General features: G+C 73.0%; 26 protein-coding genes. 13 read left to right on the plus strand and 13 right to left on the minus strand.

Features of this window, described 5'->3' with window-relative positions:
- Positions 1–8: 8 nt before the first annotated feature.
- The 3 genes from AB0B97_RS01710 (at position 9) to AB0B97_RS01720 (ending at position 3,607) form a co-directional block, all read left to right on the plus strand.
- Positions 9–1,661, plus strand: coding sequence for an FG-GAP repeat protein (locus AB0B97_RS01710; RefSeq protein WP_357489770.1), 1,653 nt, complete (start codon positions 9–11; stop codon positions 1,659–1,661).
- 96 nt (positions 1,662–1,757) lie between these two features.
- Positions 1,758–2,354, plus strand: coding sequence for a helix-turn-helix domain-containing protein (locus AB0B97_RS01715; RefSeq protein WP_357489772.1), 597 nt, complete (start codon positions 1,758–1,760; stop codon positions 2,352–2,354).
- Positions 2,351–3,607: an MFS transporter gene (locus AB0B97_RS01720; RefSeq protein ID WP_357489774.1), complete on the plus strand. Its 1,257-nt coding sequence runs from the start codon at positions 2,351–2,353 to the stop codon at positions 3,605–3,607. The genes AB0B97_RS01715 and AB0B97_RS01720 overlap by 4 nt, the downstream gene beginning before the upstream one ends.
- Positions 3,608–3,633: 26 nt before the next feature.
- Here the strand turns inward: AB0B97_RS01720 and AB0B97_RS01725 are convergent, their stop codons facing one another.
- From AB0B97_RS01725 to AB0B97_RS01740, 4 genes are all read right to left on the minus strand, one after another.
- Entirely contained in the window at positions 3,634–4,329 is a 696-nt protein-coding gene (locus AB0B97_RS01725) for an alpha/beta hydrolase (protein WP_357489776.1), read from the minus strand.
- 39 nt (positions 4,330–4,368) lie between these two features.
- Positions 4,369–4,749, minus strand: coding sequence for a VOC family protein (locus AB0B97_RS01730; protein ID WP_357489778.1), 381 nt, complete (start codon positions 4,747–4,749; stop codon positions 4,369–4,371).
- A gap of 191 nt (positions 4,750–4,940) precedes the next feature.
- Positions 4,941–5,978, minus strand: coding sequence for an L-dopachrome tautomerase-related protein (locus AB0B97_RS01735; RefSeq protein ID WP_357489780.1), 1,038 nt, complete (start codon positions 5,976–5,978; stop codon positions 4,941–4,943).
- Between the two features lie 155 nt (positions 5,979–6,133).
- A complete protein-coding gene (locus AB0B97_RS01740) occupies positions 6,134–6,544 on the minus strand; it encodes an MmcQ/YjbR family DNA-binding protein (RefSeq protein WP_357489782.1) in 411 nt (136 codons plus the stop codon).
- Positions 6,545–6,689: 145 nt separating this feature from the next.
- Here AB0B97_RS01740 and AB0B97_RS01745 point away from each other — a divergent pair, with 145 nt between their 5' ends.
- Complete coding sequence (locus AB0B97_RS01745) at positions 6,690–8,492, plus strand: acyl-CoA dehydrogenase (RefSeq protein ID WP_357489784.1); 1,803 nt, start codon at positions 6,690–6,692, stop codon at positions 8,490–8,492.
- A 12-nt stretch (positions 8,493–8,504) separates the two neighbouring features.
- Here the strand turns inward: AB0B97_RS01745 and AB0B97_RS01750 are convergent, their stop codons facing one another.
- The gene (locus AB0B97_RS01750; protein ID WP_234583914.1) at positions 8,505–8,681 is read right to left on the minus strand and encodes a hypothetical protein; all 177 of its coding nucleotides are present in this window, start codon (positions 8,679–8,681) and stop codon (positions 8,505–8,507) included.
- A 183-nt stretch (positions 8,682–8,864) separates the two neighbouring features.
- The gene (locus AB0B97_RS01755) at positions 8,865–9,578 is read right to left on the minus strand and encodes a spermidine synthase (RefSeq protein WP_234583913.1); all 714 of its coding nucleotides are present in this window, start codon (positions 9,576–9,578) and stop codon (positions 8,865–8,867) included.
- 128 nt (positions 9,579–9,706) lie between these two features.
- On the opposite strand from AB0B97_RS01755, the gene eccB reads away from it, so the two are divergent.
- Entirely contained in the window at positions 9,707–11,080 is a 1,374-nt protein-coding gene (eccB, locus tag AB0B97_RS01760) for a type VII secretion protein EccB (protein ID WP_357489786.1), read from the plus strand.
- A gap of 107 nt (positions 11,081–11,187) precedes the next feature.
- On the opposite strand, the gene AB0B97_RS01765 is transcribed toward eccB, so the two are convergent.
- The 4 genes from AB0B97_RS01765 to AB0B97_RS01780 all read right to left on the minus strand — a co-directional run bounded on the left by AB0B97_RS01765 (position 11,188) and on the right by AB0B97_RS01780 (position 15,135).
- Positions 11,188–11,793 carry a class I SAM-dependent methyltransferase gene (locus AB0B97_RS01765; protein ID WP_357489788.1) on the minus strand — a complete coding sequence of 202 codons (606 nt, stop codon included), beginning with the start codon at positions 11,791–11,793 and terminating at the stop codon, positions 11,188–11,190.
- A 128-nt stretch (positions 11,794–11,921) separates the two neighbouring features.
- Positions 11,922–12,788, minus strand: a complete 867-nt coding sequence (locus tag AB0B97_RS01770; protein WP_357489790.1) for a carbohydrate ABC transporter permease — start codon at positions 12,786–12,788, stop codon at positions 11,922–11,924.
- Positions 12,788–13,744, minus strand: coding sequence for a sugar ABC transporter permease (locus AB0B97_RS01775; protein WP_357489792.1), 957 nt, complete (start codon positions 13,742–13,744; stop codon positions 12,788–12,790). The genes AB0B97_RS01770 and AB0B97_RS01775 overlap by 1 nt, the downstream gene beginning before the upstream one ends.
- The gene (locus tag AB0B97_RS01780) at positions 13,741–15,135 is read right to left on the minus strand and encodes an extracellular solute-binding protein (protein WP_357489794.1); all 1,395 of its coding nucleotides are present in this window, start codon (positions 15,133–15,135) and stop codon (positions 13,741–13,743) included. Before AB0B97_RS01780 ends, AB0B97_RS01775 begins: the two co-directional genes overlap by 4 nt.
- Before the next feature lie 115 nt (positions 15,136–15,250).
- On the opposite strand from AB0B97_RS01780, the gene AB0B97_RS01785 reads away from it, so the two are divergent.
- From AB0B97_RS01785 to AB0B97_RS01805, 5 genes are all read left to right on the plus strand, one after another.
- Positions 15,251–16,288: a zinc-binding alcohol dehydrogenase gene (locus AB0B97_RS01785; protein WP_357489796.1), complete on the plus strand. Its 1,038-nt coding sequence runs from the start codon at positions 15,251–15,253 to the stop codon at positions 16,286–16,288.
- Positions 16,289–17,110, plus strand: a complete 822-nt coding sequence (locus AB0B97_RS01790; RefSeq protein ID WP_234588163.1) for a sugar phosphate isomerase/epimerase family protein — start codon at positions 16,289–16,291, stop codon at positions 17,108–17,110. It abuts the gene before it with no gap.
- Positions 17,107–18,447 carry a hypothetical protein gene (locus AB0B97_RS01795; RefSeq protein WP_357489798.1) on the plus strand — a complete coding sequence of 447 codons (1,341 nt, stop codon included), beginning with the start codon at positions 17,107–17,109 and terminating at the stop codon, positions 18,445–18,447. Before AB0B97_RS01790 ends, AB0B97_RS01795 begins: the two co-directional genes overlap by 4 nt.
- Positions 18,448–18,506: 59 nt before the next feature.
- Complete coding sequence (locus AB0B97_RS01800; protein ID WP_357489800.1) at positions 18,507–18,905, plus strand: NUDIX domain-containing protein; 399 nt, start codon at positions 18,507–18,509, stop codon at positions 18,903–18,905.
- Between the two features lie 107 nt (positions 18,906–19,012).
- A complete protein-coding gene (locus AB0B97_RS01805; RefSeq protein ID WP_357489802.1) occupies positions 19,013–19,522 on the plus strand; it encodes a DUF2267 domain-containing protein in 510 nt (169 codons plus the stop codon).
- A 25-nt stretch (positions 19,523–19,547) separates the two neighbouring features.
- Here the strand turns inward: AB0B97_RS01805 and AB0B97_RS01810 are convergent, their stop codons facing one another.
- Both AB0B97_RS01810 and AB0B97_RS01815 read right to left on the minus strand, forming a co-directional pair.
- Entirely contained in the window at positions 19,548–20,816 is a 1,269-nt protein-coding gene (locus AB0B97_RS01810; protein WP_357489804.1) for a hypothetical protein, read from the minus strand.
- 50 nt (positions 20,817–20,866) lie between these two features.
- Complete coding sequence (locus AB0B97_RS01815) at positions 20,867–21,382, minus strand: NUDIX domain-containing protein (RefSeq protein ID WP_357489806.1); 516 nt, start codon at positions 21,380–21,382, stop codon at positions 20,867–20,869.
- Between the two features lie 64 nt (positions 21,383–21,446).
- Here AB0B97_RS01815 and AB0B97_RS01820 point away from each other — a divergent pair, with 64 nt between their 5' ends.
- Positions 21,447–21,938 (plus strand): type II toxin-antitoxin system PemK/MazF family toxin, encoded by a 492-nt coding sequence (locus tag AB0B97_RS01820; RefSeq protein WP_234588172.1) that lies wholly within the window; start codon positions 21,447–21,449, stop codon positions 21,936–21,938.
- Between the two features lie 272 nt (positions 21,939–22,210).
- On the opposite strand, the gene AB0B97_RS01825 is transcribed toward AB0B97_RS01820, so the two are convergent.
- The gene (locus AB0B97_RS01825) at positions 22,211–22,861 is read right to left on the minus strand and encodes an NAD(P)H-dependent oxidoreductase (RefSeq protein WP_357489808.1); all 651 of its coding nucleotides are present in this window, start codon (positions 22,859–22,861) and stop codon (positions 22,211–22,213) included.
- A gap of 160 nt (positions 22,862–23,021) precedes the next feature.
- Here AB0B97_RS01825 and AB0B97_RS01830 point away from each other — a divergent pair, with 160 nt between their 5' ends.
- Together AB0B97_RS01830 and AB0B97_RS01835 are read left to right on the plus strand one after the other, a co-directional pair.
- Entirely contained in the window at positions 23,022–23,366 is a 345-nt protein-coding gene (locus AB0B97_RS01830) for a metalloregulator ArsR/SmtB family transcription factor (protein ID WP_357489810.1), read from the plus strand.
- On the plus strand, positions 23,350–23,823 hold the full coding sequence (locus AB0B97_RS01835) for an SRPBCC family protein (protein WP_357489812.1): 474 nt from the start codon (positions 23,350–23,352) through the stop codon (positions 23,821–23,823). Before AB0B97_RS01830 ends, AB0B97_RS01835 begins: the two co-directional genes overlap by 17 nt.
- The last annotated feature ends 74 nt before the right edge of the window (positions 23,824–23,897 follow it).

Genomic DNA, 23,897 nt, shown 5'->3' on the forward strand with positions numbered 1-23,897 from the left:
GAATCTTCGTGAACCAACGCAGGAGAGTTCTGCCCGCAGCCGTGGTCGCCGCGGTCCTGACATCGGTCGCGGTGCCGGGCCCGTCCGCAGCCGCACAGCCCGCCGTCGAGGGTGGTGCCGACGTCGGCATCGCGGCCGCCGCGGGCCCGGCGAGCCGGGCCGACGTCACCGGCGACGGGATCCCGGACATCGTCGTGGCCAGCGGCGCCCGCTCCGTCGGGTTCCCCGACCCCACCGCGCCGAACGAAGTCGGCGGGTCGGTCTACGTGATCCCCGGCGGCAGCACGGTCCCCGGGCAACCCGTGGCGCTCCTGCACCAGAACGACCCGTCGGTGCTCGACTCGCCGGAGACGACAGACAACTTCGGCGCGCAGATCGTCACCGGCGACTTCAACGGTGACCGGCGCGCGGACGTGGCCATCGGCAATCCGAAGGAGTCCATCGGCGCGGTCGCCAACGCCGGCGCGGTGACAATCCTGTACGGGCAGCCGACGCCGCCGTACCTCGGCCTGATCGCGAACGGCAACGCGTTCATCACCCAGAACAGCGGCACCGTCCCCGGTGACGCCGAGACCAACGACTACTTCGGCGCGGGCCTCACCACCGGCGACTTCAACGGCGACGGGTACGCCGATCTCGCCGTCGGCACCCCGGGCGAGGCGATCGGCACCGTCGGCGCGGCCGGTGGCGTCTGGGTGCTGTACGGGGGGAGCAGTGGCCTGCGGGTCGACAACGCGGCCGCGTTCGGGCAGGAGACCAGCGGCATCGGGGGGACTGCGGAGAAGAACGACCACTTCGGCTCATCGGTCGCGGCTGGCGACCTCACCGGCGACGGCCGTGACGACCTGGTGATCAACGTCGAGGGCGAGGACGTCAGCGGTACGACGGGTGCGCAGGGCTGCGTGTATGCCCTCAAGGGTTCCGCAGGCGGTGTGACGGTGACCGGCAGCACGTCGGTGTGTGTGGACAAGACGAAGACCGGCGGGAGCTACAGCAGCGTCGCGATCGGTCGTTTCCACGGCGGCAGCAACGCCGACGTCGTGGTCTACGCCGACCAGTACAAGGGCGGTCCCAGCAGGTCCGGTGCCCTTGTCGTGCTGCGCGGCGGCACCGACCTGATCAGCAGCGCGCGCACGCTTGTCATCTCGCAGAGCTCACCGGGCGTGGGCGGGAGCGCCGAGGCCGGTGACCAGTTCGGCGCCGCGCTAGCGGTCGGCGACCTCGACAACGACGGCGCGGACGATCTCGCGGTCGGCGTCCCCGGGGAGGACTCCGGCGCGGGCAGCGGGCAGGGCATGGTCCACGTCTTCCTCGGCGGCGCGTCGGGCCTGCAGTCGGGACTGGACTCCACGTTCCAGGAGGGCCACTCGTTGATCAACGCCAACCCGCAGCCCAGCGAGGCGTTCGGCAGCACGGTACGCATCCTCGACGTGACCAACGACGGGACGCCGGAGCTGCTGGTGACCGCGCCGTTCGAGGACTTCTCGTACAACACCGGAGCGATGTTCGTGCTCGGCGTGCAACGGACCAGCGACACCGTCGCCCTCACCGGGTGCACCACGCTGACCAGAGCGGCCCTCGGCGGCGTCTCCGCGTACGGGACGGGTCTGCCGATCGCCAACGGCGTGATCCCGCCGACGGACCTGCCGAACGTCACCTGATCCTCGCCTCGCCCTGGGCGGCTGAACGGGGGGTGCCCAGGGCGAGGCGGCGGCCCGGGGGTTGCTCCGGCGGACCTGAGAGACTACTTTCGAAACATGTCTCTCAAGAATCCGTACGGGGATTTCGAGATCACCGAGCCGCAGGCGCTGCGGGCGCTGGCGCACCCCGTCCGGCTGGCCATCCTCGACCGGCTCCAGCGGCACGGCCCGGCCACGGCCACCGGCCTGTCGCCGCACGTCGGCGCCACGCCGTCGGTGGTCAGCTGGCACCTGCGCCACCTCGCGACGTTCGGCCTCGTCACCGACGCCGACGGCGCCACCAGCAAGCGGGAGCGCTGGTGGCAGGCGGCCGCCCGGGGCTTCCGCTTCACGCTGCCCGACGACGCCGAGGGGCAGGCCGCCGCCCGACAGCTGCGCGGCGAGATGTTCGCCCGCTACGCCGACGCGCCCCAGCAGTGGCTGCTGCACGACGAACCCCGGCTGGACGCCGAGTGGCGCGGGCTGGCCGGGGTGGCCGACACCAGCTTCGTCGCCACACCCGACGAGCTGCGGCACCTGGAAGACGCGATCGAGGAGCTGCTCGCCCCGTACGTGCGGCGCAAGGACGACGAGACGACGCCGGACGGCGCCCAGCTCGTCCGGATGCTGCGCTACCTGCTGCCCGAGGCCGGCGACGATTCGTCCACGTCATGACGGCGCTCGACGCCCCACCCGCACCGGCGCTGGGACGCGACCGGCGGTTCCGCACCTTCTGGATCGGCCAGACGATCACCGCGTTCGGCGACCGGGTCAGCGAGCTGGCCCTGCCGCTGATCGCCGTCTCCCTGCTCGCCGCGACGCCCGTGCAGGTCAGCGTCCTCACCGCGCTGATCTGGCTGCCCAACCTGCTGGGCCTGTTCCTCGGCGCGTGGGTGGACCAGCGCACCCACAAGCGTCGACTCCTGATCATCGCGGATCTGCTGCGCGCGGCGGTGCTGCTCAGCCTGCCCGCGGCCTACCTGTTCGGGGCGGTCACCCTCACCCAGCTGTACCTCGTGGCGCTGCTCACCGGCGCCGGGGCGGTGCTGTTCGCCCTGGGACAACAGGCGTTCTTCGTCGCCCTGGTGCCGCGGTCGGCGTACGTGGACGCGAACAGCAAACTCAGCGTGAGCCGGTCCCTCTCGTTCATCGCCGGCCCGGCCGTCGGCGGTGGACTCGTCCAGGCGCTCAGCGCGCCGGTGGCGATCCTCGTCGACGCGGTGTCCTTCCTCGCGTCCGCGCTGCTGCTGCGGCGCATCCCGGTCACCGAGCCGCCTCCGCCGCCACGGCGGACGTCCACGCTCGGCCTGGTCCGCGAGGGCTTCGCGCTGGTGCTGCGCCACCCGGTGCTGCGTGCCGCGCTCGGCTGCACCAGCACCGTCAATTTCTTCACCTTCATCGCCACGGCGCTGCTGGTGCTCTACGCCAACCGTGAACTCGGCCTGTCGGCCGGCGCGATCGGCGTCGCGTTCGGCATCGGCGCGCTCGGCGGACTCGCCGGCGCGGCCCTGGCGCCCCGCGTCTCGCGGGCCATCGGGCTGGGCCGCACCGCGATGATCGGCGCGGTGGTCTTCCCCGCGCCGCTCGCGCTGACGGCGTTGGTCGCCGGCCCCACCTGGGCGAAGGTGGCCATGCTCGCGGCCATCGAGCTGGTGTCCAGCGTCGGCGTGATGCTGATGGACGTCAACCTCAACGCCCTGCTCACCGCCGTCACACCCGACGACGCGCGCGGTCGTCGGGCCGGCGCGTACAGCGCCGTCAACTACGGCATCCGGCCGCTCGGCGCGCTGGTCGGCGGCGCGCTGGGCACCACCATCGGGCTGCGGCCGACCCTGGTCGTCGCCGGAGTGGGCGGCATGCTCGCCGTGCTGTGGCTGCTCGCGTCCCCGGTGCGCCGCATCAGGACCCTCGACGACGCCGTGACCTGACCCGCCGGGCCGGCGCACGCGGAGAGTCAGCCGATCTGCTCCACCAGCAACCGGGCCAGCTCGTCGGGCTGCGAGAACATCGGCCAGTGGCCCGTCGCCATCGTGACCAGCCGCCACTGCTCGCTGGTCAGCAGCGCGGACACGGTGTCGTTGGGCTCCGGCCCGTCGAGCAGGCACTTGACGTACGTCGTCGGCAGCTCGCCCAGCGGGCGGGCCAGCACGGCCGGCTCGGTAAGCGTGGCGCCCGGGTGGGGGGTGCAGCCCTTGACCAGCCGCGCGATCTGCTCGTCGGTGAGCCCCTGACCGTCGAACTCGGCCACGTCGAGCGGCGGCCAGTCGCCGCCGTTGTCGGCGAGCACCGACCCGAACGCCGCCTGGCCCTGCCACCAGCCGGACGCGAACGACAGGCCGTCGACCGGCACCTCCGCGTCGACGTAGACCACCCGGGTCAACCGGTCGCCGATCCGCCCGGCGGCCTGACCCACCGGGATGCCCGAGTAGCTGTGCCCGACTAGCACCACGTCGCGCAGGTCGCGTCGCTCGATCTCGCCGACGATGTCCTGCACGTGGGTCTGCTGACCGGCGGGCACGCCCCGCCTCTCGGCGAGACCGGAGAGGGTCAGGGGACAGGTCCGGTGGCCGGCGGCCCGCAGCCCCGGCACCACCTCGTCCCACGCCCACGACCCCAGCCACGCGCCCGCCACCAACACCACATCCGCCATGGCCGGAACCCTAGCGCCGCCCTCCGACAGCCCGGCGCGTCACGACCAGGTTCGGGACTGGGCGTCGAACACCTCGGGTGGGCTCTCGACCGGCAGCACACAGAGCAGGTGCCCGCCAGGCGCCCGCAGAATCCGACACTCCAACCACTGCGACGCCTCGGTGGCGCCCAGACCGACCAGTCGGGCGGTCTCCGCCGCCACGTCGTCGGTCTCGATGTCGAGGTGGTAGCGCGGCGCGTCGTCGACGGACTGGACGGCGGTGACCAGGCCCGGCAACGCCTCGTGCAGGCCGACGAACTGCGGCTCGGCCGGATGGGTCCGGGTGTCGACGCCGAGCGCCGCCGACCAGAACTCCGCCGCCCGCGCGGCCTCCGCCTCGGGCGCGTCGATCAGCAACGCGTACACACGGCTTCGATGCATGCGAGGCAGGATATCGAGGACTCCCACCCACCGCAGGTCGCGCCGAGGCGAGCGGCGATCTGCGCCGGCAGCGGGTGACCGGCAGGTGGTCCGTCGCCGGCCCGCACCAGCTGCCGTACACAATGGATGGTTGAGGTCCGTGACGGCGACACGACGTGATCCGCACCGACCGCTTCTCAGGAATAACGCCGTCAGGCGTGGTCGATCGGGGGCGGACCGGCGTCGACAGGCATCCGGTAGATCCGGACCGGATAGTCGACGGCCGCGTGGCCGCCATTGAGGCCGGCGGTCAGGTGCAGTTGGGCCGCCGGCAGCCAGAGGTGACCCTCGGCGTCGAGCCACATCGCGTCCACCCAGGCCAGACGCGGGTCGGCGACGAGCGTACGGACGCTGCGGTCCGGCGCCAGGGCGAGCACGCGACGTCGTTCCACATCGCTGACGTAGATGGTGCCGAGCGCGTCGATGGCCGTCCCGCCGGTGCTGGGCGTGTCCCACCAGGGCTCGACCCGCCGGGCCAACTCCTCCGCGGACAGCGTCGGGTCGTCCAGCCAGCGGGTGCCGATCCGGGACATCCCACCCGAGGCCGGCTGGTAGTACAGCCACCGACCGTCCGGCGACACCTCCAGCTGGTCGGCGTTCAGGCACACCTCGGCGCCGCTGGGATCCCGCAGCGCCCGGCCGTCGGCGACCACGGGCCCGCCCACCGTGCTCGGGTGCCCGTCCAACACCCGTCGGCACCGACCCGAATCGAGATCCAGCACGAGGAGGCCGGGCATGCCGGCGTCGGTGAGGTACGCGATGTCGCCATGAAACCGGACGTCGTCGACGTAGCTGTGCGGGCGCACCGCGTCGTCGAGGTGGTAGACCCGATCCACCCGGTCGCTGGCCACGTCGACGGCGATCAGCCGCGCGCCGCCGGGCACCTGCTCACCGCCGAGCTGCCGGGACCCCGAATCGACGATCCACAGTCGGCCGTCCGGGCCCGCCCGCAACCCGTTGACGTGCACGAACGTCCCGTCCGGCGGTTGGTCCGGCTCGTTCCACGCGGCGTCCGGGTACGGGTTGCGGCCGCCGTCCGGCAGCGCCTCCGCCACCTGCACGCCCGGCCGGTCCGCCGCCGGGTAGCTCAGGAAGACCCGCCCCCGCAGGGTGGTCACACCTGTGCACACCCGGTCCTCGACGAGCACTGGCGTCAACCGAAGGTCCTCCTCGGTGCCAAGCCTGGACATCTGCCGCTCCTCACGCGACGGGCGGCGTCGCCGATTCCCGTCGATGACCCGCCACCGTTGGCGCGGTATCCCCGTGCCGGCCCCGGCGAAACGCCGAGACGGCGGACGCCGGTGCGCTGCCGGCCACACGCCGGCACGGCGGGCGCCGGGCGCGTTCAGCCGGGCCCGTCGACAAGTGCGGCGAGCCGTTTGGGCGCCTGCACGCGGTAGCTCTCGGTGAGCAGCTCGCCCACCTCGTCCCAGTCGGTGTCCGCGTCCAGGATCATGCCCAGCACGTTCGGGCTCCAGTCCGGCTTGTAGAAGGGGTGCCCGACGCTCAGGAGACCGGCGATCTCGTCGAGCGGTGATCGGAAGACCAACAGGCAGGCCGGCCGGTCGAGCGTGGCGGCGCGCGCGTGCGCCCCCTGACGGTCGGGGTCGACGGTGAGCACGTGGGCGAAGGTGCGCCGGCGGATCCGCCAACGTGTGCCCACCCAGGCCGGCTCCTCGTAGGTCTCCGGCAACCCGCGACAGATCGGGCGTAGCCGGTCGAGAACCTCGGGGTCGACGTCTCCGGGTGCGGTCACGGGCAGGGACGCTAGCCGACGGGTACGACAATGACGCCCGCCGACGGGCGGCGGTGGTGTGCTCCCGGTGGATCGGTCAGGATGGGTCGGGGCGACGCCGGGCCGCCGCCCCCGCCCGACAGACCCGAGCCCGCCGAGGAGTTCCGTGCCGTCCACCCTGCTGTCCCGCCGTGACCTGGACTTCCTGCTGCACGACTGGTTGCGGGTGTCGCAGCTCGTCGAGCGCCCTCGCTACGCCGAGCACTCCCGGGAGACCTTCGACGACGCGCTGGACCTCGCCGAGCGGGTGGCCACCGAGCAGTTCGCCCCGCACAACCGGGCCGCCGACCTTGCCGAACCGACGTTCGACGGGCAGCGGGTGCGGCTGATCCCGCAGGTGCGCGCGGCGTTGGACAGCTTCGCCGAGACGGGTCTGCTCACCGCCGGGCTGGACGCCTCGGTCGGCGGTCTGCAACTGCCGCAGGCCGTCGCCGCCGCCTGCTTCGCCTGGTTCCAGGCGGCCAACGTGGCCACCTCGGCGTACCCGATGCTGACCCTGGGCAACGCGAAGCTGTTGTTGGCGCACGGCAGCGCCGAGCAGGTCGACACGTACGTCCGACCCATGCTGGAGGGCCGGTTCTTCGGCACCATGTGCCTGTCCGAGCCGCACGCGGGCAGCTCGCTGGCCGACATCACCACCCGGGCCGAGCCGCAGCCGGACGGGACGTACCGGCTCTACGGCACCAAGATGTGGATCTCCGGCGGCGATCATGAGCTGGCCGAGAACATCGTCCACCTGGTGCTGGCGCGGATTCCCGGCGGGCCACCCGGGGTGAAGGGCATCTCGCTGTTCATCGTGCCCAAGGTGCTCGTCGAGCCGGACGGGTCGCTCGGCGACCGCAACGACGTGGTGCTCGCCGGGCTCAACCACAAGATGGGCTTCCGGGGGACCACCAACACCCTGCTCAGCTTCGGCGACGGCGGCCACACCCCGGCCGGTCGCCCCGGCGCCGTCGGCCACCTGGTCGGCATGCCACACCAGGGGCTCGCCCAGATGTTCCACATGATGAACGGGGCCCGGATCGGTGTCGGCGCCGGTGCCATGGCGCTGGGCTACACCGGCTATCTCAAGAGCCTGGCGTACGCCCGCGAGCGGCCGCAGGGCCGGCCGGTCGACGCGAAGGACCCCGCGGCCCCGCAGGTGCCGATCATCGACCACCCGGACGTACGGCGGATGCTGCTGGCGCAGAAGAGCTACGTCGAGGGTGCCCTGGCCCTGGTGCTCTACTGCGCCCGGCTGCTCGACGAGGAGCAGACCGCCCCGCAGCAGACCGACCGCGAGCGGTCGCACCTGCTGCTGGACGTGCTCACCCCGATCACCAAGAGCTGGCCCTCGCAGTGGTGCCTGGCCGCCAACGACCTGGCGATCCAGGTGCTCGGCGGCGCCGGCTACACGCGCGATCACGACATCGAGCAGCACTACCGGGACAACCGGCTCAACCCGATCCACGAGGGCACCCACGGCATCCAGGCGCTTGACCTGTTGGGGCGCAAGATGACCATGCGCGACGGCGCGGGTCTGCTCCTGCTGACCGAGACCATCGGCGACACCGTCGGCCGGGGCCGCCGGGCCGGGGGAGAGGCGGCCGAACTGGCCGACCGGCTGGCCGGCGCGGTGGACCGGATCGTCGCGGTCACCCGGCGGCTCTGGTCCGGCGGTGACCCGGTGCTGGCCCTGGCCAACGCCAGCGTCTACCTGGAGGCGGTCGGGCACGTGGTGATCGCCTGGATGTGGCTGGAGCAGGTGCTGGCGCTGCCGCCCCGGGAGGACGGCGACGCCTTCCACGCCGGCAAGTGGCAGGCGGCCCGCTACTTCTTCACGGCCGAGCTGCCCCGGACGGGCCCGCAGTTCGACCTGCTGGACAGCCTCGACCGGACCACGCTCGACATGCGCGCGGACTGGTTCTGAGCCGCGCCGGCGTCACCGTCGGCGGGTCTGGTGGTGCATGGCCTGCCGTCCCTTGACCACGCCCAGGATGATCACGATCACCAGCGCGATCAGGCCGATGATGATCAGCCAGCGGACCGCCTCGAGGAGCAGCCCGAGCAGAATCAGCACGCCGGCGACCACACCGACGACCCAGAGCAGGGCACGCATCGCGACCTCCCGTAACCCGGCCGCGGCGCGAGATGCGGCGACCCCGGGGCCACCTTCCCGATCCCGCCCACCTGAAACGCCAGCCCGCCGTGGACGCGCTGCGTGACACCGCGCTGGGCGAGCGTGATCGTGACCGGTGGTCGTCCGTGACAGGCGCGCTGACCGGTGAGTGGCGGGCGGGATTCAGCGGTGGGCGACGTAGACCGTGTTGGCGGACTGGCCGCCGGTCAGCGGGTTGGCGAACGGCACGACATGCGCCCGCGCGGTCGCGAACACCTCCGTGAGCGCCGCGATGAACTCGTCGTCCGGCGGGTCGTCCGACCACAGCGCGAAGACGCCCTCCGGGCGCAGCAGCGCGGCGAGTCGGCGCAGCCCGTCCGGCGTGTAGAAGGGGGCGTGGCTCGGGTGCAGGACGTTGCGCGGCGAGTGGTCGACGTCGAGCAGAACCGCGTCGAAGAGACGCCCGGGTTCCTCGGCGTCGAACCCGTCGTCGCCGGCCACCGCGGCGAAGAAGTCGGCTCGCGCGAACCGGGTCCGGGGGTCCTCGGCGAGACCGGCCGCGAACGGCAGCAGCCCTCGCCGGTGCCAGTCGATGACGTCCTCGATGGCCTCCACCACGAGCAGTGCACGCACCCGCGGGTCGGCCAGCGCGGTGCACGCGGTGTAGCCCAGCCCGAGGCCGCCGACCACCACGTCGAGGGCGTCGCCGGTGAGTTCGGCCAGGCCCAGTCGGGCCAGCTCGATCTCGGCGACGGGGAAGAGGCTGGACATCAGGTACTCGTCGTCGAGCTTGACCTCGTACACCTCGACCTGCAGCGCCGGATCGCGGCGCCGCCGCAGGCTGATCGCGCCGATCGGGGTCTCCCGCCAGGCCAGCTCCTCGAAACGCGCGCCCACGGGTGCCCTCTCGCCGCCGGATTCGTCCCCGGATGGTACCGGTCGGGGCCGGGACGGCCACGCAGGGTCCACGGGACATCGACGCAGCGCATATCCTGTGGCCCGGTCGAACCAGCGGAAGGGACCTCATGCCGTCGCGGCAGGATCAGCTGCACTCCTACCAGTTCAGCGTCCAGCGGGCGGTCGCCGCACTGGTGATGCGGGAGACCGACCCCGCCCAGTCACCGTTTCGGCGGCTGGCGGGCGCGGGCCTGGCCAGCGTCCTCGTCGCGGCGATCGGGCTCGGGGGTTCGGCGCTCTACGGCCTGTTCGCTGGCGGTGGCAAGGGCTGGCGCGACCCCGGCGCGGTGATCGTGGAGAAGGAGTCCGGCGCCCGGTTCGTCTATCGGGAGCAGAAGCTGCACCCGGTGCTCAACTACGCGTCGGCGTTGCTGATCGTCGGCGCGGACTCCTCGAAGACCGTGCTGGTCTCGCGACGCTCGATCGACGACGTGCCGCGCGGTCTGCCCCTGGGCATCGCCGACGCACCGGACTCGCTGCCCGCCCCCGGCCGGCTGGCGACCTCGGCGTGGACGGTCTGCTCGACGGCCGGCAGCGAGGACCCCCGCTCGGCGCTGCTGATCGGCACCGACCCCGACGGCGGTCGGCCGCTGGGCGACGACGCGCTGCTGCTGCGCCATCCCGACGGCGGCCTGCACCTCGTGTGGCACCAGCGCCGGTATCTGGTCCGCGATCCCAACCGGGTGCTGGCCGCGCTGGCGACCACCCGGACGCGCGCGGTGCCGGTCGCGCCCGCCCTGCTCAACGCGCTTCCCGCAGGCGTCGATCTGGCCCCGCTGGCGCTGCCCGGCGAGGGCCGACCCTCCACCCGCGTGCCGGGCGCCACGATCGGTCAGGTCTATCTGGTGCGCAACTCCGGCGGCGGCCGGCAGTACGCGGTGGCGCTCGACGACGGGCTGGCCGGGATCACCGAGTTGCAGGCTGGGCTGCTGTTGGCCCGCACCGGGCAGGGGGAGTCGGAACCGATGACGCTGGGCCGGTTCGCCGCGCTGCCCACGCTGCCCGATCTCGCGCCGAGCGGCCCGACGGCGCCGCCGCCCGTGCCGCCCCGGCTCGCCAGCGCCGACGACGCGGCGATCTGCGCCCGGATCGGTGACGACGGCGGCACGGGCGAGGTGCTGCGGGGCGTACGACTGCCGGACCTGGCGGCCGTCCCACGGACCGCGCCGAGCGGCGGCGCGGCGCTGGCCGACCACGTGGTGGTGCAGCCGGGTGGCGGCGCGGTGGTCGAGGCCACCGCGGCGCCCGGCGCGTCCGGCGGCGCGCTGTCCGTGGTCACCGACCTGGGCCGGCGGTACGTGCTGGCCGACCGGGAGGTGCTGGCGATGCTCGGCTACCGCGACGTGCGACCGGTGCGGCTGCCCGCCGGCCTGGTGAGCCTCGTGCCGGCCGGCGCCACCCTGGACCCGGCCGCGGCCCGGGCCGTCGCCGCACCGTCCTGAGGCCTGTCGTTCGGTCGCTCAGGCGGTCGGCCGCCCGCCGGTCGGGTTCCGCTCTGCCGGCGGCCCGCCGGGCCGGTTGCGGTCGCCGGGCTCCCGCCGGTCCGGCGTCAGGTGGCCGGGCGTCGCAGGATGCTGACCGCGAACGGTGCGTCGTCGCGCCACGGCCGCAGGTCCCAGGTGGCGAAGCGGTGCTCCGGGCGCAGCCCGGCGGCTACCGCGTCGGCGTCGAACGCGGTCAGCGGGTAGCCGCGTTCGGTGCCGAAGCCCACCGCCAGCACGCCGTCGGGGCGCAGGTGCCCGGTGAGTCGGCGCAGCACCTCCGGCTCGGTGCCGGCGGCGACGAAGGCGAGGACGTTGCCGGCGAGGACCGCCGCGTCGAACGGCTCAGCCTCGCCGAGCGCCGGCAGGTCCAGTTCGGCGAGGTCGGCGACCAGCCAGTGGGGGCCGGGGTGGTCGGCGCGGGCGGCCTCCACCAGTGCGGGGTCGGCGTCGACCCCGACCACTGTGTGCCCGCGCTGGGAAAGGGCCGCGCCGACCCGGCCGGTGCCGCTGCCGGCGTCGAGGATCCGCGAGCCGGGCGCGACGAGCGTGTCGACAAGTCGGGCCTCGCCGGCCAGGTCCGCTCCCTCGGCGGCGAGCTTGCGGAACCTGTCGATGTACCACTGTGAGTGCTCTGGACCGGTGTCGGTCGCCCAGCGGGTCGGGTTGGCCATACGGCCACCGTAACCGGGCCGGTCGGGGCGCGACGGGCCGGTCCGGCAGGCGCCCCGATCGGTGGCAGCTCAGCGGCGACGGGGTCGGCGTGTCGGGTCGCTGGGCTGCCACCGATCACTGAGACACCTCAGCCCTTCTCCGCGCCGCTGGTCAGGCCCTCGGTGAGCAGCCGTTCACTGGCGAAGAAGAGGATCACGATGGGCAGGGTGAGGACGACCGATCCGGCCATCAGCACCGTCTTGGGCACCTCCACGCCGTCGGAGAGCAGGGACAACCCCAGCGACACCGTCCACCGGTCCGGTTTGTCGACCAGGAAGAGCAGGGCGAAGAGGAACTCGTTCCAGGCGATCATGAAGTCGTAGAGCGCGACCGCCATGATCGATGGCGCGGCGAGGGGCAGGCTGACCCGGCGGATGATGCCGAGTCGGCCGGCGCCGTCGATGGCCGCCGACTCCTCCAGGCTGACCGGGATGGTCTCGAAGTAGTTCTTCAACATGTAGACCGACACCGGCAGCGTCTGCGAGATGTAGACCAGCACCAGGCCCAACAGCGAGCCACGCAGCCCGGCGAGGCTGAAGACCACGAACAGCGGGATCGCGATGACTATCGACGGGAACAGGTAGACGGCCAGGAACAGGAAGTCGACCTGGCGCCGGCCGAAGAACCGGAGCCGGGCCACCGCGTACGCGCCGGGGATCGCGACGAGCAGCGTGAGCACTGTCGCGGCGACCGAGACGATGCCGCTGTTGCGGATGAAGGTGAGGAATCCCTGACCGCCGTCGTCGGTGGCCTTGAGCACCTCGGCGTACGTGGCGACGGTCAACTCGCCGAAGCCGATGACCAGCGAGCCCGGGTCGAGCAGCAGCCGCTCGATGGGGCGTACCGAGAGCACGAGCATGTAGTAGAAGGGAAAGACGGTGACGACCAGGAACGCGGCGATCACCAGGCGGCGCAGCCAGCGCAGGCTCACCGTCTCGACCATGTCCCGGTCCATCAGCTGACCCTCCGTCCGAAGAAGCGCAGATAGATCAGCACGAACACGATGAGCACCACGGCCAGCACGACCGCCTGCGCGGCCGCCGCGCCGATGTCGGTACGGGCGGTGAGGAACTCGTACACCCGGACGCTGACCACCTCGGTGCCGGCGGCCCCGCCGGTGAGCAGGTAGACGTCGTCGAACTTGTTGAACGTCATGATGAAGCGCAGCACCCCCAGCAGGGCGATCACCGGCAGCAGCTGCGGCAGCAGGATGTGCCGGAACCGCTGGGTGGGCGTGGCCCCGTCGACGCGGGCGGCCTCCTCCAGCTCACCGGGCACCGCCTGGAGCCGGGCCAGCAGGAACAGGAACGCGAACGGGAAGTAGCGCCACGCCTCGAACACGACGACCGTGGCCAGGGCTGTCGACTCCTGGGTGAGGAAGGGCACGGGTGCGTCCCAGCCCAGCAGGCGCTGACCCCAGTGGTTGACGATGCCGAGCTGCGGGTCGAGCATCACCTGCCAGACGAAGGTGACCGCGACCACCGGCGCCACGTACGGCAGCAGCATGGAGGCCCGCACCAGCGTGCGGCCCCGGAACGGGCGGCGTACCACCAGGGCGGCGACCAGGCCGAGCGCGATCGACCCGACGGTGCCGCCGACGCTGTAGAGCAGCGTGACCCACAGCGTGTCGGCGAAGCCGGGGGTGTGCAGCACCCGGTCGACGTTGTCCATGGTGAAATCGCCGAAGAGCCCGGTCTTGCGCAGGGTGGCGAGCCGGACCCGCTGGAAGGCGAGCACGACGGTCCAGATGATCGGGATGCCGATGACCGCGATGGTGACGAGCAGGGTCGGCGCGACAAGCGCCAGCCCGGCACGGGACTCGCGGCGGCGCAGCGTCAGTGGTCGGCGGTGGGGCCGATCCGGCCGCTCCCTGGTGGGGGAGCGGCCGGTGTCGGGGGCGGTGGTGGTCAATTGACGCCCGCCTTGATCGCTTCGACGTCCTTCTTGGCCCGGCCGGCGGCGGCCGCCGCGTCGGTCTTGCCGGAGGTGAGGTCGCCCAGCACCTTGGGCACCGGCAGCTCGCCGAGCATGGCGCCGACCAGCTTGCCCTGCCCCTGGCTGAGCCCCCAGCGCCCGAAGGTGTCCGGGCTGCTGCGCAGGGTGGCCAGCACCTCGTCGCCGTACACGTCGGAGAGGGGCTTCTTGGCGTCCACGCCGGCCTGGCTGGTGTTCCAGGCGGTGAGGAACGCCTCCGGCTCGGCAGTGGTGCCCTTGCGCACCGGGAACCGGCCCTCGGGGGACATGCCGAACCAGCGCGGGTAGCCGTCGCCGAGCATGTACTCCACGAAGGACTTCGCCGGGTCGGTCACCGCGCCGTCGAGCACGGCCCACGAGCTGATCTCGCCGTACTGCGCGGGCTCGGTGCCGTTGGGGCCCTTGATCGCGGTGACGAACCCGCTGTTCTTGGCCAGGAACGTCGGGTCGGCCTGGCACTGCGGGCAGGTCGGCTTGGCGTCGTTACGCAGCCCGGCCAGCTCGTCGAGGATGAACGGCGACCAGATCACCATGGCGGCCTTGCCCGCGAAGTAGGTGGCCCGCGTGGTGTCCACGTCCTGTGCGCCCTTGACCGAGCTGGTGCGGATCAGGTCGCCGTAGAAGCGGAACGCCTCGACGCACTGCGGCGAGTCGAGCGTCACCGCGCCGGAGTCGTCGGTGAGCTGGCAGCCGTTGGCCAGGGCCAGGTGCTCGAAGGTCTGCTGGGTGAACACGTCGCTGGGCGAGGTCGCCGCGGTGATGCCGGCGACGCCGCCGGTGTTCAGCTTCGCCGCGGCGGTGGTGATCCGTTCGTACGTGTCGGGGGCGGGCAGGCCGGCGGCGGCGAACAGGTCCTTGCGGTAGACGAGCAGCTGCCCCCACCCGTCGCTGGGCACGGAGAGCTGCTTGCCGTCGTCGGAGGTCAGCTCCAACGCCCGGGGGGAGAACGTCTGCCGGCCCAGCTTGTCGACGACCTCCGCGTTCGCCGAGGCGTGCAGCAGCTCGTTGCCGGCGAGCGTACGGATGCCGGCCAGGGAGACCGAGCCGACCACGTCGGGCAGGTCGCCGGCGGCGGCGTTGGCGGCGATCAGGGACGGGAACTGGTCCTCGTTGACGGTCACGAGGTCGACCTGGATCCCGGTCTTGGCGGTGAAGTCCGCGATGATCGCCTTGGTGGCGGTGACGCGGTCGGCGACGTCTTCCAGACTCCAAACGGTGATCTTTTTGCTGTTGCTGTCGGATCCGTCATCTCCGCAGGCCAGCAGGGTGGACGCGGTCAGTGCCATGATCAGGGTGGTGGCGAGTATCCGCCTCGGAGGTGCTGACATCGGTGGCACTCCTCTCGAAGGGTACATACGGGATTCAACACCTTCGATAGATCAATGACAAGACATATAGCGATTTTTTGCTATCCTGGAGCCCAGTGCTACCGGGATGTGACACATGGGCAACTGGGTGGTCTCTCTCGCCGGGCCTCGACGGATCAGCCTCGAGCCCTGCCCGCCGGATCCGCTCGGCCCGGGCCAGGTCCGCGTCCGCACCTGCTACTCGGGCATCTCCGCCGGCACCGAGCTGACCCTCTACCGGGGCAGCAATCCCCGGCTCAGCAAGGACTGGGACGACGCCGCCCGCATGTTCGTCCCCCGCCAGACCCCCGTGCCGTACCCGCTGATCGGCTTCGGCTACGAGGAGGTCGGCGAGGTCGTCGAGGTGGCGCCCGAGGTCGTCGACAGGCACCCGGGGCAGCTCGTGTGGGGCATCTGGGGGCACCGGGCCGAGGCGGTGCTCGCCGCCGACGCGGTCCGGCCGCTCCCCGCCGACCTGGACCCGCTCGCGGCGGTCTTCGCCCGGCCGGGCGCGATCGCACTGACCGCCGTGCTCGCCGGTGACCTGCACCTGGGCGACTGGGTCGGCGTCTTCGGGCAGGGCGTCATCGGGCTGCTCGCCACCCGGCTCGCCGTGCTCTCCGGCGCCCGGGTGGTCGCCGTCGACCAAGTGCCCGGCCGGCTGGCGTACGCCAGCCGCTACGGCGCGCGGTCCACAGTGGACGTCGCGACCCGGTCGGCCGCCGCCGTGCTCCGCGAGGCCACCGGCGGCCGGGGCGCGGACGTCTGCCTGGAGCTGTCCGGGGCGTACCCGGCGCTGCACGAGGCGATCCGCTCCACCGCACACGCCGGCCGGGTCGTGGCCGCCGGCTTCTACCAGGGCCAGGCCGACGCGCTCGGCCTCGGCGAGGAGTTCCACCACAACCGCATCCAGTTGGTGGCCGCCCAGGTCTCCGGGCCCACCCCCGCGCCGAGCATGGCCGGCCGGTGGACCGGAGACCGGGTCGCGCAGACCTTCATGGACCTGGTGGCTGAGCGCAGCGTCGACCCGTTGCCGCTGGTCAGCCACATCGTCGACGCCAGCGCGGTCGCCGACGCCCTCGCGCTGCTCGACCGCGGCGCCGGTGACGTCCTCCAAGTGGTGTTGAGGTTCTAGATGACCACCATCGCGCTTGCCTGCCAGGAACAACTCCTGCCGGGCACCAACCTGATCCAGAAGTACGCCCTCGCCACCGCCCTGGGCTACCAGGGCATCGAGCTGCGCGCACGCGGTGACCTCGCGTTCGCCGCGCGACTGCCCGAGCTGCGCCGGGCCCGCGCCGCCGGGGTGGTGATGCCCACCGTCTGCGTCGAGATGGACCACTTCATCGGCGACTTCGACAGCGCCCGGTCCGCCGACGCCGTGCGCAACCTGCGCTCCCAGCTCTCGGTCATCGCCGAGCTGGGCGGCGTCGGGGCGATGACCCCGGCCGCCTGGGGCATGTTCTCCCGGCGGCTGCCGCCGTTCGAGCCGCCACGCCCGCCGGCCGGCGACCGCCAGGTGCTCCTCGACGCCCTCGGCGAGCTGGGCGAACACGCCCGCGCCGAGGGGGTCACCCTCTTCCTCGAACCCCTCAACCGGTACGAGGACCACATGGTCAACCGGCTCGACGAGGCGGTCGCCCTCTGCGCCGCGCTCGGACTGCCCTCGGTGCGGGTGGTCGCCGACACCTTCCACATGAACATCGAGGAGGACGACGTGCACCGGGCGCTGCGCGCCGCCGCGCCGTACCTCGGGCACGTGCAGGTCAGCGACTCCAACAGGTACCAACCGGGCGCCGGGCACCTGGACTGGCCGGCGCTCGTGCGGACCCTGCTGGAGCTGGACTACCGGGGCTGGCTGGCTCTGGAGTGCCGGCTGCGCGGCGACCCGGTCCGGGCCCTGCAACAGGCCGCCGCGGTGCTGCGGCACGCGCTGCCCCGGCGGGCCGCCGCATGACCGCCGGCGCCGTCCCCACCCGTACCGGGGGGCCGGCCGGTCTGGTCGGGCTGCGCCGGCTCGCCGTCGCCACCCTCGACGCCAACTGGGAGCACGACCACACCGTCCCGTCGCGCACGCTCTACCCGCACCAGTGGAGCTGGGACTCCGCGTTCATCGCGGTCGGCCTGGCCCACGTGCGTCCCGAGCGGGCCTGGCAGGAGCTGACGAGCCTGTTCCGGGCGCAGTGGGCCGACGGGCGGGTTCCGCACATCGTGTTCAACCCGGCGCTGCGCGTCGGCGCGTACTTTCCCGGGCCGGAGCTGTGGCGCTCGTCCGACGTCGAGGGCTCGCCCACGGTGGACACCTCCGGCCTGGTCCAGCCGCCGGTGCACGCGCTCGCCGCGCTGCTGGCGTACCGGCGGGCACCCGATCCGGCCGGGCTGGCCGCGCTGCGCCGGCTCTACCCGGCGCTGGTCGCCCAGCAGCGGTACCTGGCGACGCGGCGGGACGTCGCCGGCGACGGGCTGGTGTGCGTCGTACACCCGTGGGAGTCCGGTCTGGACAACAGCCCCGCGTGGGACGAGCCGATGGCCGCGGTCGACGCGGACGCGGCCGTCATGCGCGCGTACCGCAGGCACGACACCGCGCACGCCGACGCCGCGCACCGCCCCACGGACCTGGACTACGCGCGCTACCTGGCGATCGTCGCGGCCTACCGCGACCACGGCTACGCCGACCGCGACCTGGCCGACGGCCATCCGTTCCTGGTGGAGTGCCCGCTGTTCAACGCGGCGTTCGGGGCCGCCGAGCACGCGCTGGCCGAGATCGCCGCGCTGACCGGCGCGGACCCGGCCCCGCACCGGGTCCGCGCGGACCGCGTCACCGAGGCGCTGGTACGCCGGCTGTACGACCCGGGCACCGGCACCTTCCAGCCCCGCGACCTGCGCACCGATCGGCTCGTCGGCGCGCGGACCGTGCTCGGGCTCACGCCGCTGATCCTGCCCGGCCTGCCCGCCCGGCAGGTCGACGCGCTGGTCGTCGAGGCCCGGTCACCGCGTTTCGGGGTGGCCCGGTGGATGGACCGGCCGCTGCCCACCTACGACCGCACCGCGCCCGACTTCGAACCGTTGCGCTACTGGCGCGGGCCGAGCTGGCTGAACATCGGCTGGCTGGTGCGGCGCGGCCTGCTGACCCACGGGCACCCGGAGCTGGCGGCCGGCCTGCGCCGCTCGATGATCGACCTGGTCGCCGGGGCCGGCTGCCACGAGTACTTCCACCCCGACACGGGCGCCGGGCTGGGCTCACCGGCGTTCGGCTGGACCGCCGCGCTGCTGCTCGACCTGCTGGCCGATTGACTGTCTCGCGGCCGGCGCCGGGTGGTAGCGTGCCCGCTCTCAGCGGGGCGGGAGGCGGCGTGCGCGAGATCGACAAGGTGGCCTGGATCCTCATCGAGGACGGCCGGGTGCTGAGCACCCGTTCGCAGGGCAAGGACGTGTGGTACCTGCCCGGGGGCAAGCGCGAGCCGGGGGAGAGCGACCTGGAGACCCTGCGCCGGGAGATCGACGAGGAGTTGAGCGTCGAGGTCGACGTGCGAAGCGCCGTGCACCTGGGCACGTTCAGCGCGCAGGCGCACGGGCACGCGACCGGGATCACCGTGCGGATGACCTGCTACCGGGCCGGCTACCGGGGGCGGCTGCAGCCGGCCAGTGAGATCGCCGAGATGGCCTGGCTCGGGTACGCCGACCGGCACCGCACCTCCCCGGTCGACCAGCTCATCTTCGATCACCTGCTGGCGGCGGACCTGCTGCGCTGACGGCTGCTCGGGCGCGCTGGTCGGCTGCGCTGGTTGCTGCGCTGGTTTGCTGCGCTGTCGTGCCGTCGGCGTCGTTTGGCGTCGGCGGCCCGGGGTAAGCGCGCGGCGTGACCGACAGCGCGGGCGGCGACGGGTTTCCGCACTTCATCGACGCGGTGTCCCGCCGGTCCGGCCTGCCGACCGAGCAGGCCGCGGCACTCGCCCGCGCGGTGCTCCAGACGATGGCCGAACGAGTCACGGGCGGTCCGCCGGACGAGCTCACCGGTCACCTTCCGGACGAGGTCGACGGCTACCTGGACGACGCGCCGCCGAGCCCGCCCGGTGGCGTTGACGGACTCGACACCGGTGTGGGCCTCGACGTCGGTGGGGCTGACGTCGGTGGGCCTGTCGCGCCGCCGCCGGTGGACGCCGGCCCGGCGGAGTTCCTGCGCCGGGTGGGCCAGCGCGCCGGGGTGGACCCGGCCACGGCACGGGCCGGCACCGGAGCGGTCTTCGCGACCCTGCGGGAGGCGGTGACCGTACGGGAGTTCCGGGAGATGGTCGCGCGACTGCCCCGCGACGACCACGGCGGTACCGCGACCGATCCGCCCATCGTGCCCGACCCGTCCACCCGCTGACCGTCGCCGGGAACCGCGCCGGTGCCTAGACGTCGGCGTCGGGCAGGTCCTCGGGCTCGGTGATCCACGCCGAGAAGACCGGCACTCCGTGCCACGGCCCGGTGGCGCCGTCGGCAGTGGTGTCGGTGGCGACGGCCACCACTGCGTACGGGTGGCCGAAGCGCAGCTCGGCGGTGCGGGCGACGCCCTCCGGCGGCAGGCTGACCGTCCCGAACATGCCGGTCACCGCCGCCGCCTCGAAGCCGTACCGGCCGTACCGCGCCATCGCCACCTGCCGCGCCTCGAAGCCCTGCACCGGTTGGGCGAGCGCCCCGGCCAGCGCCGCCGTCGCCGCCGGGAAACCCAGGTGCTCGGCGGTCAGGTCGTGCTCGCTGCGGGCCGACCAGCAGGGGAGCACCGCCCGGTGTCGTTCCTCGCGGCCGTCGCGGGCGCGGGTCCGGACCCGCTCCTCCCGCAGCGTCCACAGCGCGGTGTCGCCCAGCGGCAGGTCGAACAGCGAGCGCCGTCCCGGCGGTTGCGCGCCGTCGGCCGCGCCGGCACTGAGGTCGTACGCGGCGGCGAGCACATCGGTCGCCGGCACGTGCGGTGCGGCGGCCACGGAGAGCACCACCAGCCCCGCGCCGTCGGTCGCCTGGGCCCGGGCGGCGTGCACGATCACGTCACCGGCCCGATCGGTAGTGACGATGGCCCCCTGGTGCCCGTGGTCCGGGCTGCGCAGCGCTCGCCGTAGGTCCCGCGCCCAGGCGCTGGCCGGGCCGAGCGCACGCGCGTCGGTGACCTCGAACGGCTGCGCCCAGGAGATCCGGGTGGCCAGCGCGCTGGCCAGGGCGAAGACGACGTCCGGGTGGACCTTCAGGGGGAACGTCTCGATCAGGCCGAGGGTGTGCTCGCGTGCCCACGCGTCCAACCCGGCCTGGTCGGGCAGCGTGCCGACCTCGGTCGCCGCCGGCAGCGCCGCCCGCCACCCGGCCGGCTCGTCGGTGCGCCGGCCCGCTCGGAGCCAGAGTGCGGTGGCCGACGCGACAAGTGGATGCGGCGCATCCAGCAGCGCGCGGGCCACGGTGGCCGCGCTGGCCAGGTCGGTGCCCAGCGCCGCCGCGAGCCCCTCGGCCCCCGAGCCGGAGTTGCCCGCCCTCTCGGAGTCGCCCGCCGGTTCGGAGCCGGCCGTCGCCGCCGCGCTGAGGGCGAGCAGCAGCCAGGCCCCGAGCGGGGAGGCGACGTGATGCCGGTCGCCGATCGTGGCGTGCAGCCGCCCGGCGTACGCGGAGAGCGGCGCGTGCAGGTCCGTCGTCATGTACCCACTCTGCCCGTCGCATCCGCGTCCGGCATCTTCGCCGGCCCCGCTCACGACCACAGCTCGAACGGTTCGTCGATCTGCTCGCCGGCCAGGAAGGCCGTGATCAGCCGGGGGAGCTGGCCGGGATAGAACCGTTCCCCGCTGGCCACCACCTCCGGCAGCGGCCACCACCGGAAGCCGAAGTAGTCCTCCCGCTCGTAGTCGAGCCGGTACGCCTCGTCCACGTCCGGCCCGGCCCCGTTCAGCCGTACCGCGACGATCAGCTCGTCCTGGACGTGCCGCAGTTGGCGGTGCAGGAAACTCGCCCGTCGTCGCCAGGTCGGTGCGCCCACCTGGTCGGCGGTGATGACGATGCCGGTCTCCTCGCGCAGCTCCCGCACGGCCGTGTCCCGGTACGTCTCACCGGGGTCCATGCCGCCGCCGGGCAGCTCCCACCACGTGCCCAGCCGGGGATGGTCCGGGTCGCGGGTGTGAAACAGCAGCACCCGGTCGGCGTCGTCGCGAACGACCACGCGCACCGCGCGCCGCTCGAGGATCGGCAGGTCGTCGGGCAGTTCGTCCATCGGGCCAGTCTGCCGCAGTGCGCCGACGCCGGCCGGCCGCGCCGGGGCCGGTAGGCTGCCCGCCGTGGCTGGTCTCTTGAGGAACGTGGCGCAACGCATCTCCCGGGTGGGCGCGGCAATCCCGTCGCCCCGGCGTACCGGGCCGGCTCCCGCGCGGGTGGCCCGCCCTCGCCAGGTGAGCGCGTTGCAGCGTCGGGAGCTGACCTACGCGCCCGAGCGGGACGGCCAGGCCGACCCCGGCGAGATCGTCTGGACCTGGGTGCCGTACGAGGACGACCCCCGCCAGGGCAAGGACCGCCCGGTGCTGGTGGTCGGACGGCACAGCCGGACGCTGTTCGGGCTGATGCTGTCGAGCCAGAGCGAGCGGGACGGTCAGCGGCACTGGTTCGCGCTCGGCCCCGGCGAGTGGGACCGCGACAAGCGGCCGAGCTGGGTCCGGCTGGACCGCGTGCTCACCATGCGCGAGGACAGCATCCGCCGCGAGGGCGCCGTGCTGGACCGGCCCCGGTTCGACCGGGTCGGGCAGGCGCTGCGCGCCGGCTACGGCTGGCGCTGACCGAAACCCCGTTGGCGCACTGTCGCAGCGCGCCCTGTCGAGGTTCCTTCGGGCCCTGTCGAGCTGCCCCACCGGTGGGGCAGTGTGCGGGGTCTGGAGCGTGCCCAGCGGTGGGGCGGTGTGCGGGTCTGGAGCGTGCCCGTGTCCCACACGTAGGGCAGCTCGACAGGTGACGTGGAAACCGTACGCAACGGCTCGTTGAGCCCCGGGCGCCCGGCCGACCACGGCCTCGATGCGGGCGGTGCTCGTCGGCGTTGTGGAGCGCGCGGCGGTCAGACGGGCTCGCGGCTCGGGCCCACCGCGGCGCCCTGCGCCTCCGGCGGCGGGTACGGCTGCTCGGCGAGCAGCCGGGCCAGGTGCGCGCTGTTGAGCGCGAGGGCCTTGGTGGTGCGGCCGGTGGTGTCCGGCTTGGGGCCGGCGTCGCGGTAGTCCACCTTGTGCAGTGCCTCGCCGACCCAGTAGGTAGCGCCGGCCGCCGCGATGGTGAAGCCGACCTCGCTGAGCGCGCACTGGACTTCGCCGATGCTGTGGTGCGCGCCGTCCTCGTTGCCGACGACCGCGACGCCGGCCACCTTGCCGTAGGTGAGCAGCCGTCCCTCGTCGTCGGTCTCGGACAGTTCGGCGTCCAGACGTTCGAGGACCATCTTGGTGACGCTGGCGGGCTGGCCCAGCCAGATCGGCGTGGCGATGATGAGAATCTGGGCCGCGAGCAGCTTGGCGCGGATCGCGGGCCAGCCGTCGCCGTGGCCCTCGTCCGTCGACACCCCGAAGCGCACGTCGTGGTCGACCACCCGCACGATCTCGCCGTCCACGCCCTGGCGGGCGAGTTCGGCCAGCACCTCGCGACCCAACTGGTCGGAGCTGGACGGGGTTGGCGACGGCTTGAGCGTGCAGTTGAGGACGATGGCGCGAATGCTCACCACGACGGGTTCCTCTCGGCGACGGGACGGCCGGCTTCCCCATACCCGGTCTCCGGGGCGACTCACCAGGGCGACGCCGCGTCCTCTTCTGAACGGGTTGACAGGCAGCCGTTGAGCTGTAGATTCAACCTATCGGTTAATAATCTAGGTGGTTGAAAGCGACATGACAGCAGATCCGGTCAGCGCCGTTTTCGCCGCGCTCGCCGACCCGACCCGCCGCGCCATCCTGGCCCGGCTGGCGACCGGCGAGGCGACGGTGAACGAACTGGCGGAGCCGTTCCCGATCAGCCTCCAGGCGGTCTCCAAGCACCTCACCGTGCTGGAGCGTGCCGGGCTGATCGTGCGGACCCGCGAGGCGCAGTGGCGGCGGTGCCGGCTCGACCCGGCACCGCTGCGCACCCTCGCCGAGTGGGTCGACCAGTACCGCCGGCTCTGGGACGAGCGCCACGACGCCCTGGACGACTACCTACGCGACCTGAAGGAGACCAGCCGTGACCGAAACCCGTGACCTGACGATCGACATGTCCTCCGACCGGGACATCACGATGACCCGGTCCTTCGACGCTCCGCGCGACCTCGTCTTCGCCGCGCACACCCAGGCCGAACACCTCAGGCACTGGTGGGGCCGGGGCAACCCGCTGGACGTCGAGATCGACTTCCGCGAGGGCGGCCGCTACCGCTTCGTCGAGCACGCTCCCGACGGCAACGCGTACGCCTTCCGGGGCGAGTTCCGGGAGATCGTCGAGCCGGAGCGGATCGTGCAGACGTTCGAGTTCGAGGGCATGCCCGGTCAGGTGGCGGTGGAGACGCTGGTCTTCACCGAGCAGGACGGCCGCACGGTCCTCACCGGCACCACCCGGTTCGACACCACCGAACAGCGCGACGGCATGGCCGGGTCCGGGATGGCGCAGGGGGCCGCCGAGTCGTACGCCGCCCTGCAGCGCCACCTGTCCACAATGCGCTGACGGGTAGGCGCGAGGAGAAACAGAAATGGCAGGGACGTCGCGCTCCCTGCCACCTCCAACTTATATCGCACCCG

The organism is Micromonospora sp. NPDC049004 (genome assembly GCF_040649315.1).
Lineage (GTDB): Bacteria > Actinomycetota > Actinomycetes > Mycobacteriales > Micromonosporaceae > Micromonospora.